Annotated in this window: 16 protein-coding genes and 1 riboswitch; of the genes, 3 read left to right on the top strand and 13 right to left on the bottom strand. The window is 34.5% G+C overall.

Annotated elements, in window-relative coordinates; translation table 11 throughout:
• Window positions 1–224: 224 nt before the first annotated feature.
• The 6 genes from FFM55_RS03995 to FFM55_RS03970 all read right to left on the bottom strand — a co-directional run bounded on the left by FFM55_RS03995 (window position 225) and on the right by FFM55_RS03970 (window position 5,762).
• The gene (locus tag FFM55_RS03995) at window positions 225–524 is read right to left on the bottom strand and encodes an MTH1187 family thiamine-binding protein (RefSeq protein ID WP_137600527.1); all 300 of its coding nucleotides are present in this window, start codon (window positions 522–524) and stop codon (window positions 225–227) included.
• A 58-nt stretch (window positions 525–582) separates the two neighbouring features.
• Window positions 583–1,203 (bottom strand): TenA family protein, encoded by a 621-nt coding sequence (locus tag FFM55_RS03990; RefSeq protein WP_052348446.1) that lies wholly within the window; start codon window positions 1,201–1,203, stop codon window positions 583–585.
• On the bottom strand, window positions 1,203–2,018 hold the full coding sequence (thiD, locus tag FFM55_RS03985; RefSeq protein WP_042494029.1) for a bifunctional hydroxymethylpyrimidine kinase/phosphomethylpyrimidine kinase: 816 nt from the start codon (window positions 2,016–2,018) through the stop codon (window positions 1,203–1,205). The genes FFM55_RS03990 and thiD overlap by 1 nt, the downstream gene beginning before the upstream one ends.
• Window positions 2,019–2,087: 69 nt before the next feature.
• A riboswitch (TPP riboswitch) is annotated at window positions 2,088–2,185 on the bottom strand.
• Window positions 2,186–2,234: 49 nt separating this feature from the next.
• Complete coding sequence (locus FFM55_RS03980; RefSeq protein WP_042494032.1) at window positions 2,235–3,656, bottom strand: Sapep family Mn(2+)-dependent dipeptidase; 1,422 nt, start codon at window positions 3,654–3,656, stop codon at window positions 2,235–2,237.
• 186 nt (window positions 3,657–3,842) lie between these two features.
• Window positions 3,843–4,790 carry an AEC family transporter gene (locus FFM55_RS03975; RefSeq protein WP_042494036.1) on the bottom strand — a complete coding sequence of 316 codons (948 nt, stop codon included), beginning with the start codon at window positions 4,788–4,790 and terminating at the stop codon, window positions 3,843–3,845.
• 75 nt (window positions 4,791–4,865) lie between these two features.
• Complete coding sequence (locus tag FFM55_RS03970) at window positions 4,866–5,762, bottom strand: ADP-ribosylglycohydrolase family protein (protein WP_042494039.1); 897 nt, start codon at window positions 5,760–5,762, stop codon at window positions 4,866–4,868.
• Window positions 5,763–5,869: 107 nt separating this feature from the next.
• On the opposite strand from FFM55_RS03970, the gene FFM55_RS03965 reads away from it, so the two are divergent.
• On the top strand, window positions 5,870–6,295 hold the full coding sequence (locus tag FFM55_RS03965; protein ID WP_052348448.1) for a DUF2507 domain-containing protein: 426 nt from the start codon (window positions 5,870–5,872) through the stop codon (window positions 6,293–6,295).
• A gap of 134 nt (window positions 6,296–6,429) precedes the next feature.
• Here the strand turns inward: FFM55_RS03965 and trmB are convergent, their stop codons facing one another.
• From trmB to FFM55_RS03950, 3 genes are read right to left on the bottom strand one after another with little or no spacing between them, the layout of a single operon-like run.
• Window positions 6,430–7,092, bottom strand: a complete 663-nt coding sequence (trmB, locus tag FFM55_RS03960; protein ID WP_042494040.1) for a tRNA (guanosine(46)-N7)-methyltransferase TrmB — start codon at window positions 7,090–7,092, stop codon at window positions 6,430–6,432.
• Window positions 7,076–8,185: an ABC transporter permease gene (locus FFM55_RS03955; protein ID WP_042494043.1), complete on the bottom strand. Its 1,110-nt coding sequence runs from the start codon at window positions 8,183–8,185 to the stop codon at window positions 7,076–7,078. The genes trmB and FFM55_RS03955 overlap by 17 nt, the downstream gene beginning before the upstream one ends.
• A 5-nt stretch (window positions 8,186–8,190) precedes the next feature.
• Window positions 8,191–8,889: an ABC transporter ATP-binding protein gene (locus FFM55_RS03950; protein ID WP_042494047.1), complete on the bottom strand. Its 699-nt coding sequence runs from the start codon at window positions 8,887–8,889 to the stop codon at window positions 8,191–8,193.
• A gap of 119 nt (window positions 8,890–9,008) precedes the next feature.
• Here FFM55_RS03950 and FFM55_RS03945 point away from each other — a divergent pair, with 119 nt between their 5' ends.
• Both FFM55_RS03945 and FFM55_RS03940 read left to right on the top strand, forming a co-directional pair.
• A complete protein-coding gene (locus tag FFM55_RS03945) occupies window positions 9,009–9,434 on the top strand; it encodes an HIT family protein (RefSeq protein WP_042494049.1) in 426 nt (141 codons plus the stop codon).
• 2 nt (window positions 9,435–9,436) lie between these two features.
• Window positions 9,437–9,691 carry a hypothetical protein gene (locus FFM55_RS03940; protein WP_052348449.1) on the top strand — a complete coding sequence of 85 codons (255 nt, stop codon included), beginning with the start codon at window positions 9,437–9,439 and terminating at the stop codon, window positions 9,689–9,691.
• 98 nt (window positions 9,692–9,789) lie between these two features.
• On the opposite strand, the gene uvrB is transcribed toward FFM55_RS03940, so the two are convergent.
• The 4 genes from uvrB to ligA form a co-directional block, all read right to left on the bottom strand.
• Window positions 9,790–11,805: an excinuclease ABC subunit UvrB gene (gene uvrB / locus FFM55_RS03935; protein WP_137600525.1), complete on the bottom strand. Its 2,016-nt coding sequence runs from the start codon at window positions 11,803–11,805 to the stop codon at window positions 9,790–9,792.
• Window positions 11,806–11,918: 113 nt separating this feature from the next.
• Window positions 11,919–12,554: a YfbR-like 5'-deoxynucleotidase gene (locus FFM55_RS03930; RefSeq protein WP_042494052.1), complete on the bottom strand. Its 636-nt coding sequence runs from the start codon at window positions 12,552–12,554 to the stop codon at window positions 11,919–11,921.
• Between the two features lie 100 nt (window positions 12,555–12,654).
• Complete coding sequence (locus tag FFM55_RS03925; RefSeq protein WP_042494054.1) at window positions 12,655–13,848, bottom strand: CamS family sex pheromone protein; 1,194 nt, start codon at window positions 13,846–13,848, stop codon at window positions 12,655–12,657.
• Between the two features lie 32 nt (window positions 13,849–13,880).
• Window positions 13,881–15,929 (bottom strand): NAD-dependent DNA ligase LigA, encoded by a 2,049-nt coding sequence (gene ligA / locus FFM55_RS03920; RefSeq protein ID WP_042494056.1) that lies wholly within the window; start codon window positions 15,927–15,929, stop codon window positions 13,881–13,883.
• Window positions 15,930–15,936 lie beyond the last annotated feature (7 nt).

The following is a 15,936-nucleotide window of genomic DNA, read 5'->3' as shown; positions in this document are numbered from 1 at the left end:
AAAAAATCTCCTAAACCCTTAAAATAATTGCGAACGCTTGTGTGTAAGCGTTTACCTTTACTAATATAGTGCCAAATTTAGGATTTGTCTATAAAAAAAGCATAAAAAAGCGGAATTTTAATATTATTGTAAAATAATATACATGATGTATATATAATTAAAAGAAAAAAATGCTTTTACTATAAAAATAGCGCTACTAATTTGGCAGATTAGTAGCGCTATTTTTAACCTTCTAATTTATGATTAATCTTTTGCAATTTGGTTTCAATAGTATTTGTATGTCCTGGACGAATATCAGCGTTTAAAGAAACATAAGCACGAATACCCTTATCAGTTAATGTTTCAATTGCTTTTTGAACTGTATTCATCACATCAGTCCATTCACCTTCCATTTCCGTGCCCATAGCTGTTGTTTTGTATGTTAGACCAGAGGTTTCAATGACACCAATGATTTCATCAACATAACTACTTAGTTCATCACCAACACCAAATGGTGCGATTGCGACTGAAATTAATGTATTCATTTAAATTTTCTCCTTTTCTGTAATCAACATATTTTTATTATAGCATTCATTGCATAGTTTATTGTTGGGCAGCATGTTCCCAAAATGATAATTCAAACTGATACGAAGTTAAATAAGTATTTAAATAACGTTTTTGGTCATTTACTGGTAATTTTTGCCAATCAGGTATCTGAGCATCAATAACTTGCCAACTCCACTGTGTAAAATCTTGGTATGCTGAGCTCGTGTAGTACTCTAACCAAGGTGAATAAGTGTTATGAGCGGTCGTATTTAAATAACGCTTACCAATGAGATGATATGATTCAGTACATGGTAATAGAGCCAACATTGCATTAGTTGCGTCACCAGACATAATTTCTGTTTTCATATGGTCTAAATAAGCTAAATTATGATCATCTGGTGGGATATTAAGCATATTTGGACTAGCTAATAGAGCATCATGCGCTACTGTTTCGTCTAAAGTTTGTGGTTGTGTACTTTGTTGCTCTGTTGTTAATTTAGTAATCGTCAAATCAAATAAATGACTAAATTCATCTGTATAATAACTATCTTGTGCAACATAATAATCGCGTTGTTGCTGTGATAAATTATTAAAACCAATGCCCTTTACAAATGATGATTGATAAATGTCATTTAATATTGGTTCAGCTTGTTTTAATAAATAATTGTGAAATTTCATTATTCACTCTCCATGGTTGTTTTAACCCAATGATTTAATGGTCCGTGTCCATGACCAACATTAATTGTTTGTCGAATGGCTTCATAAGTAAACTTTTTAGCTTTTGGCATAATTATTTTAAGGTCATATCCTTTGGCTAAATTGGCCGTAATAAAGGCTGATAAGGTATCACCTGTACCATGTGTACGGTTTGTATTAACACCAGGCATGACGAGCCATTCAAAAGAACCATCTTCATATAAAATATAATCTGCATAGTTGTTTTCAGAATTACTGCGATGACCGCCTTTAATTAAGACGTTTTTAGCGCCCATTTTTTGAATTTTTTTGGCAGCTTGCTTAACATCATCATCTGTTATGATAGTTTGATTAACAAGAACTTGGGCTTCAGGTAAATTAGGTGTGATTAAATATGCTTGGGGAATTAATTCGTTAATCATCGTCGAAATTGCCTCATCGCTTAATAATTGCGCCCCACCTTTAGCTACCATAACAGGATCAATCACTAGTTTTCCTAGCTCATAATGTCGCCACTCTTTCGCAACGATATGAACACGATTTGCATCTAATAATGCACCTGTTTTGGCAGCTTTGATGTTTAAATCATCAGCAATACTTTTAAACTGTTCACTAATAAAATCTGTTGGAATTGCATACTGGTTTTGGACACCATATGTGTTTTGAGCAGTTAAACCTACGACAATCGTTGCGGCATAAACTTGTTGATTGTGAAAAGTTTTTAAATCAGCATTAATGCCGGCACCGCCACTTGAATCAGTTGATGCAATTGTAATAACTTGTGGTACTTCTAACATGATTTCCTCCCAAATATGACAATAAAAAAACACAGCTACCAGGAAATATCTGGTCTCTGTGTTCTAAATCGCATTTTACCATTACTTTCCTTCGTTAGCACTAACTAAACAGGTTCAAAGGGTCCGATAATAAATCGTCTCAGCAGAATGCTCCCCTAGTAAATTATTTAATTGTTATTTAATTATGACATGGGTTTTAATGCGGGTCAATATTAATTATAAGTTATCGGCTAGTGCTAAGATTTCTGCAATTAAAAGATGCATACCTGTATCATAGTTGTCTAAGTTAAATGATTCATTAGCTTGATGAGCTAGAGAAGGTTCAGATGTTGGAATAATACCAAAGCCGACACCGTTAGGCATTAAACGACCAAATGAAGCGCCACCATTAATTCCTTGTTTTGGTAACTCACCTGTAATTGATTGATATGCTTGCGCTAATAAAGTAACCAATTTATTATCCTGACTAACATAATGTGGTGTTAAACCTGCTGGATCACGCGTGATTTTAGATAACCATGGTTCATCTTGTAATATTTGTTTAACAGTTTTGGGTTCATTAAAGGCTAATGAATAACGGAAGTTTAGGTTGATGTGCCCTGTTTTAGTCGCAACAAAATCCGTAATACCAATATTTTGACTAGTTTTACCTAATTTCGGTTCTGCTTTACCATATCCTGACTTCTCACCAAATGGATCTTCATGTAGAGTCTGACCAATAAATTGTAAAAATTTAGTTGCATTGCTACTAAAATCAAAGTTATTTAAAAAATGAGCTAAGTAGGTTGCAGCATTTTTACCAGTTTCAGGTCGAGCAGCATGGGTTGCAACACCTTGTAAGTTAAGTTTCACAAAATCATCTACAGCACTAATATTTCCAGATAAGTTTACCGTTTTAAGATAATGATTATACAGTGGTTGTAATGTATCAACCTCAATACCAGCTACCGTTGCAGTTGCAAACCCAGGAAGCACATTGGTTGCAGTACCGCTATGAAAATTCAAAAGTTGTACCGGATTATCAGCATTATTTGAAGAATCAAAGTATAAATCTAATTGACTAATCCCCTTTTCCCCATATGATAAATTGGCTGAACCATCAGGAGAAAATCCGTAATGCAAAGGACCCTCTTCTGCAAAATATTGGTGCATATCAGCCCATTCACTTTCTTCATCGGTACCAATGATAAAACGGATTTGATGTTTCAATGGTATTTTTGCATCTTGAATGGCCTTAATTGCATAATAAGTTAACATAACAGTTGACTTCATATCATCAGCACCGCGTGCATATAAGTGATTATCTGTTTTAACTGTTGGCGTAAATGGATCTGTTTGCCATTGATCAAGATCATTAACGGGAACCACATCAACATGGACGATGACACCAATAGGTTGTGTATCATTTTCTGGTCCAACATAGATAAAACCAGCTCTGTTCCCCACAGTGCCAATATTTTCAAAGCCATCACGCTCAGCAATAGCCATCATGAAATCTAATGCAGCTTTTGGTCCTGGACCATAAGGTGCATCTATAGTGGCTAACGCATCATCACGAACGGAGGGAATTGCTAGTAAATTTTTTAAGTCTTTTAACCAGTCTGCATAGTAAAGCTGTGTTTGTATTGTATTCATCATAATAGTCCCCAAAAAAATATTTGATAATGTTATCATCATACTAACAATAAATGTAAAAATATGCAATATATGACAATAAAAAAGATTAAAAAAGAGAAAATATACATATAAATTGTATATTGAATGTTATTTTGTATAAAAAAAGTGGTTGTTCATGAGAGAACAACCACAGTCTGTACTTATAAATTACGTAATAATGAACATAATTATTGGAATAACGATTAACATTAATAAAGTTGTCTGAGTAATGGTAATAGAGGCAAACTTATAGTCAGCATTATAATGTAATGCCATAATAGCAGCATTGGTCATCGCAGGCATGGCTGCTTGTACGATGAATACTTGTTTTAGCAAGACAGGTAAATCAAAAGGCAGCATAATCAATGCCATTGTTATGGGAGCTAAAACAAATCGACTTAAAGATAAGGTTATTGTTTCTAGGTTAGGTAACAAGTCTTTACGTGGTGTTTTGGCAATCGCAAAACCAATAAAGATAAGCGCTAATGGCACATTAGTATTACCTAATTCAGTTAAATCTGTCACTAAAAAAGCTGGTAATTTAATGTTTAAGAATACAAATGCCAATGAAATGACTAGCGCAACCATTGGTGGATTAAAGATACCTGATAAAGTTTCACGCCAATTGAAGTGTTTGCTGTGATTACCATCGATAGAAATCATATAAACACCAATAGTCCAAAAAATAGTGGTATTCGCCATATAATAAATTAAAATGTATGGCAGACTTTTTGTACCAAATAAGGCCATATTGACTGGTAGTCCAACTGTAATTGTATTGGAATTAAACAATAATGACTGAAAAAGCCCCCTATGTTTAGGATCTACATGGATTAACTTGACGATAAAAAATGATAAGACTAGTAATAACAGCATACTAGCAATGGGAAAAAATAGATTTCCGCCCATCGCTATTAATGTTTTAGGTGTAAAGTCTTGTGGAATATGTACGATTAAGTACGCTGGCATTGCAACTTTGGTAATGAAACCAGATAAAAAATTGCTGATGCGCCCATCATCATCGTTAAATATTCCTCCTTTGACCAAAAAAAATCCTAGGGCAACCAAACCTAAGATCATTAAAACGCCGGTAATACTACTAACTAATGCGTCCATTAGATTGTTGATACCTTCTTTCCTAACAATATAAATTTAAAAAAAGATGGTTATAAGCCAACTTTACTTTAATACTTAATTAAAATTATGACTTTGCTCAGCTATTTTAAGTACTTTCAGAACGGGTTCAAATATAGGATCATCAATACCTTCAATAAGTTCTTGATGATATAAAACGCCTGCTAATGCGCCAACTAATGGCATAACACATTGAGGCTCACCTGGTAATGATTTAGCCAGGTCTAATGCCTCTTTAAAACTGTTACTATTCAGGATAACCCAAATTGCGGCTTCTAACGTATCTACTACGTAGCCTGATGTTCGTAATGAATTTTCAGCCACACTTTTTAAATCAGGTTTATTTAAACCTTGAAATGCGGATAAGTGATCTACAAAAATTTTGTGTTGCGCATAATACTCATAAGAGCTGCTGACGGCTAAATCAACTGCTTCTACAGGTGGAATATTTTGTAATAAGTTATTAATGATTAAGGCATAAATGCCACTAGCAATCAATGATTGGGGATGATTATGAGTCAACCCAGTAACTTGATGCAAAACTAACATAGCCGGATCATGTAAAATAAAATCTTCACCATACTTGGCGCGAAGATATAAAATTACGGGTGTAATATGCATTAAAGCGCCATTACCATTGTCAGATATGTCACGACCACCTGAATTAAACGGATCTTTGGTATGTGCATATTTATTTAAGGCAAAAAACGTTGTTTCACCAACTTTTTTTGGTCGTTTATTTTGATTATTATATTCACCAGATTGATACCAGTTTAAATATCGATCCATCAAATCGGTTAAACTGTAACCATGTGACAAGCTACTAATTGTTGCTAATGTTAGCGCAGAGTCGCCACTCCAAGATGTGTCATGACCATCAACTTGTTGTGCCATCAAATCACCAGTAACTAAACCAAGTGTACTATTATTTAAGGGATTATACGGTAAAACCATGTAACGTGCCATCCTTTCAAGATTTTTATTGTAACACTCATGTAAACTATTGGCAAATAACCTATGAATACACTATAATTATCTGTGAATGTAAAAAGGAGTAAATCATGACAGAATCCATACAAAACCAAGAGTTTGATAACTTTTCTTTGATCTTATTGCGTGATTATTTGTTACCTGAATTATTACAAAATGATGAATCTGAAATTATTTATTGGGCTGGTAAATCATTGGCAATGAAATTTAAACTAACTAGTATTGATGACATACAACGTTTCTTTATCTCAGCTGGTTTCGGCAATTTAACTAAAACCGATCAAAAATCAATTGAACAAACTTGGATATTAGATGGACCTGTTATCAAAGAACGTTTAGAAAATAATTTAGATGCAAGTTTCTCATTGGAAACAGGATTTTTAGCACAACAAATACAACAGTTAAGCGAATGTGGTACTGAAGCGCAATGGTCAAAAACGAAAACAACCGTTACGATTCGCGTTGTTACTGAAGTGCCAGTAACCCTACCTGAATAATAATGATGTTATAAAAAACACCAGCTTAATATTAGGGCTTGATGTGAGGTGTTCCCCGAAAGTAAAAATTTAACTTTCGGGGAACACCTCAATGCCCAGTATTAAGCTGGTGTTTTTTATTTTACGGTGATTAGTTAATTAAATGACCCAATAAATTTATAAATGGGGAAACCTCTAGATGAGAATTTTTCTTCATATTCAGTTTCGACATTGTTGACCATTTTATCGGTATCTTCATGTAGATTCAATGAAATACCAGTTGGATCAAATTTGATGCCATAATTTGCAAATGAATATAGTGAATATTCAAAAAGGCCACGGTTATCCGTTTTAAATTCGATTTCACCACCTGCTGGTAAGACAGCTTGATAGCTTTTTAGGAAACTTTTATAAGTTAACCGACGAGTTTCATGACGATTTTTAGGCCATGGATCAGAAAAATTAAGGAATAGTTTACTTACTTCCCCCTTTGCAAAATAAGTATCCACACCAGCACCATCACCATAAATGAATTTTAAGTTTGGTAATGATGCTTCATCTTCATCAGCTTTTCGAGCTGCAACAGCGATAGCAGCTTCTTGAATTTCCATACCGATAAAATTAATTTCAGGATACTTTTTAGCCATGCCAATAATAAATTGACCTTTTCCAGTGCCAATTTCAATTTGTAAAGGTTGCTTTTTTGCAAAGATGTTTTGCCAATTACCTTTAAGGGCAACAGCATGTTCTTGATCAATAACAAGATCAGTATGGTTCTCTAACCAAGGCTGAGCCCATTTTTTATTTCGTAAACGCACGAGTGTGTCTCCTTTGTGTGTTTCTAGTAGTTTTTTGTTCCGTATACCAGAATACCAAAATGCACCCTAATAGGACAAGGCTTAAAATATTTTGTATTAACAAATTAAGATTAAACGTCGTTATAAATACAACCATTAACCAGATAATTAGTGTTGTCACAATCCAAGGCAAGATAGCAAGCTGGAATGCTCTTAGTCGTTGTTTCTGTGTAATTGGATATAAAAAATTAAAGACTATGTGCTGATGAACATCATATAATGGTATTAATTGAAGGACTAGTAAATACAATAAAATCATTAACAAAATAGTTTGTAGCCATCCAGTTGTAAACCAAGCAACACCAACGCCAATTAATGTTAGACGTAACCATAACTTAATGTATTGTGTTCGTCGTATAAATGCTGTGACAAAAAGCTTTGTTAATTGTAGGTTCTTGTTTTCTGGCCAATACTTAATCAGTATGTCAGCCCATTTTTGACGTTTAACCCTTGGTGTAATACCAGGTACATCAATAAATAAATTATAAAATGATAACACAATAAATTGGTGGGCTTCTTCAGCAGTAATCAACCGGCGCCAATTAATCAATTTAGTATTACTTTGATTTTCAAATTGCATGTTCCGTCGAGCAATCCGATATGTTAACAGCATTTTTAATAGAATTAATAAAAATGTCAAACAAGTCATTATTAAAATTGAATGTGTAAACAATCTAAAAATCATAGGCCAAAGGATTAAAATAAGCCCCCCCTCTACAACACCATTAATAATCATACTATAATAAGTGGCTTGCTTGAGCATATGTCTTAATGCCTTTTCATCACCTAAAAGGGTTGTTGCATCAGCGGGTTTTGTGAAATTAGCAGGTTCTTTAAAAATTGTCAGGGTTAATAAAATAACAATGATTAATATTGTTTGTGTCCATAAATTAATGACAGTTGTTTGCCATAATGATTGATAAGCTAGACCAGCTGCACCAAGCAAGAAAAATAATGCTAATACTGCATGATCGTTAAAGACATAGCGGAGATATTTAAAATATGCTTGCCAACGGTTATTGTAACGGTATTTAAATAAGTGGGTTAGTTTCATAATGCCTAGCCCTCATCTACAGTTAGTTCTGGTACAAGAGTTGCAAAATCTGTCATTGCCCCTTGTGCAGCTACCTGACCGTCTTTTAAATAAACAAATTGATCGGCATGTTTTTCAATTGTATGTAAAACATGCGTAGTAAGTAAGAATGTTACCCCCTGTTGTTTGCGTTCATCAATTAGAGCAAGTAAATCATTGACAGCGATGACATCAAGTCCCAAAAAAGGTTCATCAATAATAAATAGTTTTGCGTCAGTAATAAAAGCCATCACAATCATTACTTTTTGGCGCATACCTTTTGAAAAATGTGTTGGAAACCAGTTTAGTTTATCCTCTAAGCGAAACATTTTAAGCAGTTTATCAGCGCGTTGCCAAGCAACTTTTTCATCAAGATGATAAGCAGCCATTGTTAATGATAAATGTTCTTTAAGCGTTAACTCTTCATAAACAACGGGTTGTTCGGGAATGTACGCAATTTGTGCCTTGTAGGTGATTGGTTTTTGCGTCAATAAGTAGTCGTTTAACGTAATGTCCCCTTGTTTAGGATTTAATAACCCGATAATATGGTTAATGGTTGTTGATTTTCCAGATCCATTAAGCCCAACTAAGGCAGTTAGCGTACCATCTGGTACTGTAAAACTAACATCTTTTAAGACGGTTAATTGACCATATCCACCTGATAAATTTTTAATTTTTAAACTCATAATAATTACCTGTATTTCTTATCGTTTACTCTATTTTAACAAAAAATAACCACATATTTATACCAGACAGAAACTCTAATTAAATGTATAATGAAGTTAATTAGAGGAGGAATATAAATATGTCAGATATATTTGATAAAATTATTGATGGTAGCATACCCTCATACAAAGTATATGAAGATGATAATGTACTAGCATTCCTAGATTTAACTCAAGCAACACCTGGACATACACTAGTTGTTCCTAAAAAACATGTTGCTGATATTTTCGAATATGATGATGAATTAGCAGCACAAGTTTTGGGTGTTTTACCAAAAATTGCACAAGCTATTAAAGCTAGTGATGAGCGCATCGTAGGATTAAATATTATTAATAATAATGGTGAGTACGCTGGTCAATCAGTATTTCATTCGCATTTCCATTTGTTACCCCGTTATGAAGATGATGGCTTTGATATTCCCGTATTAGACCATACAGATGATATGACAGAACAAATTTATCAAGCCCGTGCGCAAAAAATTGCTGATCAATTTAAAAAGGATTAATTATGTTTGAAAGAGCAAAGAATCGTTTTCATAGTGTGAAAGATGCCATTCAATCTGAAAAAGAGGCTGTTGATAATCTCAAAAAATCAATTTCAGATATTCAAGATTCGATGGTTAATATCAATAAACTTGTCGATGACTTACAAATTCAAGTTAATAAATTAAATTTTAAAAACAAACCACATTTAGATAGAATCAGTGATGCACAAGAACATATTCAAAAAACATTAGAAAATTTTCCAAAAAAGAAAAAGTAACACATCAACTAGAAGTATTGTCATTAGTAAAAAGACGCCATGCTTATCAACTATTATTTGATAGGCATGGCGCATTTACAAATGACAATACTTCTTTTTTATTTACCTATTTGCAATTTTAATTCCATAACGGTGTCGCGTAAATTAGCAGCATCTTCAAAATCAAGACGTTTAGCAGCAGCACGCATTTGGTCCTCTAAATTAGCAAGCATTGCTTCTTGGTCATCTCGAGCCATATCTTTAAAGGCAACTTCAGTAAAGCTTCCCTGTTCGTCATCTTTATTTTCTATACCATGACTAATTGCAATTAAATCACGAATATCTTTCTTTATAGTATGTGGCACAATATTGTGATCTTTATTATATTGCATTTGAATACGGCGACGACGAGCTGTTTCGTCCATCGCTGCTTGCATAGATGCCGTGACATTATCTGCATACATAATGACATGCCCATGTTCGTTTCGAGCTGCACGACCAATTGTTTGAATTAATGAACGTGTATTACGTAAAAAGCCTTCCTTATCAGCATCAAGAATTGCGATTAATGATACCTCAGGTACGTCAATTCCTTCACGTAACAAATTAATACCAATTAGTACATCAAATTTACCAATTCGTAAATCACGAATGATTTCTGTTCGTTCTAGTGTTTTGATATCTGAATGTAGGTATTTAACTTTAATACCTACATCTTCTAAATAATCTGTCAAATCTTCAGCCATTTTTTTAGTTAATGTCGTTATGAAAACTCGTTCTTGTTGTTCAACACGTTGATTGATTTCACCAATTAAATCATCAATTTGGCCCATTACTGGTCGTACCTCAATATCAGGATCTAACAAGCCAGTTGGTCGAATGATTTGTTGTGCCACATTATCTTCTGCAACACGTTCATTCTCATAATCACCCGGGGTGGCAGACATATAAATAATTTGATTGACATGTTTTTCAAATTCTTCTAAACGCAAAGGTCGATTATCTAACGCTGATGGTAGACGGAATCCATAATTAATCAAAGTTTCTTTGCGCGCACGGTCCCCCTTGTACATGCCACGTACTTGAGGCATTGTGACATGTGATTCATCTACAATAATAATAAAATCATCAGGGAAAAAGTCTAGTAATGTGAACGGTGGCTCGCCAGGTGCGCGCCCATCCATATGACGTGAATAATTTTCAATACCAGTCGTAAATCCCATCTCACGAATCATTTCAATATCGTACTCAGTACGTTGTTTTAGACGTTGTGCCTCAAGTAATTTACCTTCGCCTTCAAGATGCTTTAATTGATCATCAAGTTCGGCTTGAATTGTTTTTAGAGCACGTGCGCGGATATCTTCGTTGGTCATAAAATGTGTTGCCGGGAAAATTGTCGCCAAATCTAATTCTGCTGTCACTTCACCAGTTAATGAATCAATTTCTCTAATACGATCAACTTCATCACCAAAGAATTCAATGCGTAAAGCTTTCGCGTCAGAGGAAGCTGGGAATATTTCTAACACATCACCACGTGCCCGAAAACGACCACGTTGAAAATCAATATCATTACGCTGAAATTGAATATCAATTAATCGATGCATTAAATCATTTCGTTCTAGTATATCACCCACTCTTACATTGATTACGTGGTCATGATATTGTTCTGGACTACCTAATCCAAAAATAGATGATACTGATGCAACAACAATAGTATCATTACGAGCCAATAAAGATGCTGTTGCTGAATTACGTAACTTATCAATTTCATCATTAATAGAAGAATCCTTTTCAATATATGTATCAGATGAAGGTACATAAGCTTCAGGCTGATAATAGTCATAATATGAAACAAAATATTCAACTGCATTGTTTGGAAAAAATTCTTTGAACTCACCATATAATTGACCTGCTAAGGTTTTATTATGTGATAAAACTAAAACAGGTTTATTTGCTTGAGCGATAACATTGGAAATAGTAAACGTTTTTCCTGTCCCGGTAGCACCAAGCAAAATTTGTTCTTTTACGCCATTACTTAAACCGTTAATTAATTTTGTAATTGCCTTGGGCTGATCACCAGTAGGCTGATACCTAGACGCTAGTTCATATTTATTATCTTCATGACGAGTAATCATTAAACTTATCCCCCCTTAAAAATAAAAAGAGCAGCTGAGGCGGTAAATGATGTTTCAGCTGCCTTTTTATTATGAATTGTGTACGCTAACGTTATTATATAACAAAATAGCTATTAATCAGCATTAAAAATACCAATATAAATACGTTGTAATTTTTCGGATCCTGGGAATTGTTCATTTAACAGTTCAGGCAAGACTTCCTTAATAAAGTAAGCGACACTAGGCAAGTCACGGAAAGCAAAAATTGTTTCCAAGCTTTCCTTGTATATTTCAGTGAATACAGGTTCTGGATTACCTTTTTGTAGTTCACCGAATGCTTCGTATAATAAGTCAACTTTGTCAGCAACAGATAAAATACGCCCTTCTAAGGTATCATCTTTTCCTTCGTGTAAACGACGCGTATACACAGCTTGGAGCTCTTTGGGTATTTCTGTGCGAATAAAGTTATCAGACAACGTATCTTCAACGTCAGCTAACATATGACGCAATGTAGCTGATGCATATTTAACAGGAGTTCGGATATCACCAATAAAGCGTTCTGTAATATCATGATTTAGCGCCTTTTCATATAACATACGCCAATCAACCTCATTCCCACTAGCTTCTTCAATGTCCCCAAGAAACTGAGCTGCTTGAGTAACTTTCCACGAATGGGCAGCAACCGAGTGTGGTTGATATTTAAAATATCCAGGTGCACGTGAAATCATTTCTAACTCATTTAGGCCAGATAAATATTGATGCATTCCCATTGATTTATTCCTCCTAATAAAATAAACATTTTAATCATATTACGTGTCTCAGTATAGAAATGCAAGAAAAAAAGCCACATTTCTGTGACTTTTTCTTGCATTAGTATGAACCTAAAATAGTAACTTTATATTTATCACTATCAGCGCTCTTAGTTAAGTATGCTTGCATACCTGTCGATGCTTCAATTTTAATTTTAATTGGTACACCACTAGGTAAGTAATTTGGTGCGCTTTGTGCAATATAATTAGCGAAACTTTCAATTTCAGTTGCTGAATAGAACTGTGTTGAAATTGAAACAATTAGACCTTCTAAATTATTACCATCGTATGAGGCTTGTCCCGTAACAGAAGACAAGTTAGGGAAGAAACCTTCAATGTTATTTGAGAAGTTAACAAAGCTTGAATTAAGCTTGGCACTAACAGACTTATCATCAGCTGTACTTTCTTGCATTGGTAAAACAACAGTTTGATTATCAATATTTGTCCAATTACTTAAGCTATCACCTGACTTTGAAACATTCCAACTATAAAAATTACCACCTGCCAATGAATCATATTTTGCTTGTGCGTACATTGCAACATAAATTGGTGTGTCATTACTAATACCATTTATATTACGGTAACGCTTAACAATTTCATTAGCCATATTTTGACCTTGTTTAATACGATCATCCTTACTAATGTCTTGGGTAAAATTAGCACCGTATTGTTCTTTTTGATAGGTATCTTGTGTATTCATTGCTAGACCAAGAACAATACCATGGAGTTTAAGATTGTTACCCTCTTTAGTCATGAAGTCTTGTTCTTCAATAGTTTGTAGATAAATTGGGTTACGTTCGTTGTTAAATTTACCATTATCACGAGGGTTTAGTCCGTCTTTATTATCATCAGATTGACGACCTAACCATTCATTAGCTTGATTAGCTGTCAAAAATTGTCCTTCTTGGAAAATATACTTTGATGTACTAAAGTGTTCCTTTGAAAAATTTAGTAAGCCATTTTCAAAACTAACTTGATTAAAAGTATTGCTTTCTTGTGATGCTGTAACACCACGCGCTTTACTAGTTAGGTAACGACCATTCTTAATTACTGTTTGATAAGATGAGTTGTCATTTTTACTAGTTACTTGAATCCCTTTTTTTGAATTTGACTTCGTTGTTGCAGGCGCTGTTTTATTATTATGTGTGTTTGAAACAGAAGAAGAATTCTTAGAGAAGAAATTCCCAAAGAAAACTAATGCCGAAATCAGCACAATAACAGCAACAACTGAGGAAATCCATTTTACTGCACGCATACGTGTTCTCCTTTAATCGTCTAAACTGCCTATTAGTTTAGCACATTTTGTTCATTACCACTATCATCCATAGTATCACGTAATTGTTTTTCTGACCAAATTTCAATGCCTAAGTCTTGTGCTTTTGATAATTTGGAACCGGCGTTTTCACCAGCTATTAATAAGTCAGTTTTTTTAGATACTGAACTGGCAACTACTGCACCTTGTGATTCTAACCATGCAGTTGCCTCACGTCGTGAAAATAAAGATAATGAGCCAGTTAGCACAATTTTTTTACTTGAAAACTGTGGATTTTCAACCGCAAGCACTTGAGAAGTATATGTCAAATTAACACCTAACTCCGACAAATCATTTATTAAGCGTTGTGCTTGTTTGGTAGCAAAATATTGCGTAATACTATCACCAATTGTCAATCCAATACCTGGAATTTCAGCAATTTCTTCTGCTGTGGTTTGTGCAATCGATTTAAGATCACCAAATTTAGCAGCAATTGTTTTAGCAGCTTTAGCCCCCACATTACGAATACCTAAACCAAATAATAAGCGTTCAACAGAGTTTGTTTTGGATGTATTAATAGCATTTAATAAATTATTTGTTGCTGTATCACCAAATTTATCTAATACAATCAAATCATCATAAGTTAAACGATATAAATCGGTAACCGCTGTAACTAAATCACGTGATAATAACTGCGTAATAATCTTAGGACCTAGCCCATCAATATTCATTGCATTACGTGAAGCAAAATGTGTTAAGGATTCTTTTACTTGTGCTGGGCACGCTGGATTAATACAACGCATTGCAACTTCACCATCAACATGCACAAGTTCTTGTTGACAGGCTGGGCATGTTGTTGGCAGCTCATAATCAACACTATCAGCAGGACGTTTGTCTAAAAGTACTTTACCAACTTCAGGAATGATGTCGCCTGCTTTATGCAAAGTCACAGTGTCACCAATGCGAATGTCCTTAGATTTTAAATAATCAGCATTATGTAAGGAAGCTCGTGCGACTGTTGTGCCTGCTAACTGCACCGGTGTCATAACTGCTGTTGGTGTAACTGCACCAGTACGACCAACTGTCCATTCAATATTTAAAATAGTTGTTTGCGCCTCTTCAGGCGGGAACTTATACGCAATTGCCCATTTTGGTACTTTAACAGTATTTCCTAGTTCTTCATGATAATGCAAGTTATTTACTTTAATTACGATACCGTCAATGCCATATGATAAACTATCACGATTGTTAGTCTGCGAAATAATATATGATTCAACGTCAGCCAAGGTGGTTATGACAGTGTTAGTTGAATTAGTTGGTAATCCCAGTCCATTTAATCGTTCTAATAAAGCGGATTGACTTGTCACGTCCAAAATGCTGGTCGCATCTACTGCTTGATAAAAGAATGCTGATAAGCCTCTTTGTTTTGTAATTTTAGGATTTAATTGTCGTAATGAACCAGCAGCAGCATTTCTTGGATTGGCAAATGTTGGCAACCCATCACGCTCACGACTGTCATTTAAAGAAACAAATGCTGCTTTAGGCATGTAAACTTCGCCTCGAACTTCAATAGAAATGGGCTCATTTAATTGACTTGGAATGCCATTAATTTGTTTAATGTTTTTGGTAACATCTTCCCCAACATTACCATCGCCACGAGTAGAAGCTTGTACTAATTTACCATTCTCATAAATCAAACTAATTGCAAGACCGTCAATTTTCAATTCAGCATTATAGGATAAAGCTTCAGTAAATGATTTTTGGGTGTTCGTCATCCAATTATTTAATTCATCGAAGGAAAAAACATCACCCAATGACAACATTGGCACTTCATGTGCTACTTTTGGTAATTCCGACTTTACTTGTTGTCCACCAACTTGTTGGGTAATAGAGTCTGCCAGAATTAATTCTGGGAAAGCAGCTTCTAAGTCTTCTAAACGTTTATAGGCTTGATCATACTCAGCATCTTCAACAGTAGGTGCATCATTTTCATAATACTCTTTAGCCCATTGTTGCAACTGATTTTGTAGTGTATCAATTTGCTTAGCTGCTTCATTTACGTCTGTCAATGTTACCTCTGTCACAACCCAA

The sequence above is a fragment of the Weissella sagaensis genome, assembly GCF_005405285.1.
Classification (GTDB): Bacteria; Bacillota; Bacilli; order Lactobacillales; family Lactobacillaceae; genus Weissella; species Weissella sagaensis.
This window is presented reverse-complemented; position numbering and strand designations above follow the sequence as displayed.

Bases quoted from the DNA above. Each gene is read 5' to 3' on its own strand.
- FFM55_RS03965 (WP_052348448.1), top strand. From the start codon at position 5,870: ATGACAGAATCCATACAAAACCAAGAGTTTGATAACTTTTCTTTGATC.
- uvrB (WP_137600525.1), bottom strand. From the start codon at position 11,805: ATGATTACTCGTCATGAAGATAATAAATATGAACTAGCGTCTAGGTAT.
- FFM55_RS03925 (WP_042494054.1), bottom strand. From the start codon at position 13,848: ATGCGTGCAGTAAAATGGATTTCCTCAGTTGTTGCTGTTATTGTGCTG.
- FFM55_RS03980 (WP_042494032.1), bottom strand. From the start codon at position 3,656: ATGATGAATACAATACAAACACAGCTTTACTATGCAGACTGGTTAAAA.
- FFM55_RS03950 (WP_042494047.1), bottom strand. From the start codon at position 8,889: ATGAGTTTAAAAATTAAAAATTTATCAGGTGGATATGGTCAATTAACC.
- FFM55_RS03970 (WP_042494039.1), bottom strand. From the start codon at position 5,762: ATGGTTTTACCGTATAATCCCTTAAATAATAGTACACTTGGTTTAGTT.
- thiD (WP_042494029.1), bottom strand. From the start codon at position 2,018: ATGTTAGAAGTACCACAAGTTATTACAATTGCATCAACTGATTCAAGT.
- FFM55_RS03945 (WP_042494049.1), top strand. From the start codon at position 9,009: ATGTCAGATATATTTGATAAAATTATTGATGGTAGCATACCCTCATAC.
- FFM55_RS03955 (WP_042494043.1), bottom strand. From the start codon at position 8,185: ATGAAACTAACCCACTTATTTAAATACCGTTACAATAACCGTTGGCAA.
- FFM55_RS03995 (WP_137600527.1), bottom strand. From the start codon at position 524: ATGAATACATTAATTTCAGTCGCAATCGCACCATTTGGTGTTGGTGAT.
- FFM55_RS03990 (WP_052348446.1), bottom strand. From the start codon at position 1,203: ATGAAATTTCACAATTATTTATTAAAACAAGCTGAACCAATATTAAAT.
- FFM55_RS03975 (WP_042494036.1), bottom strand. From the start codon at position 4,790: ATGGACGCATTAGTTAGTAGTATTACCGGCGTTTTAATGATCTTAGGT.
- FFM55_RS03940 (WP_052348449.1), top strand. From the start codon at position 9,437: ATGTTTGAAAGAGCAAAGAATCGTTTTCATAGTGTGAAAGATGCCATT.
- FFM55_RS03930 (WP_042494052.1), bottom strand. From the start codon at position 12,554: ATGGGAATGCATCAATATTTATCTGGCCTAAATGAGTTAGAAATGATT.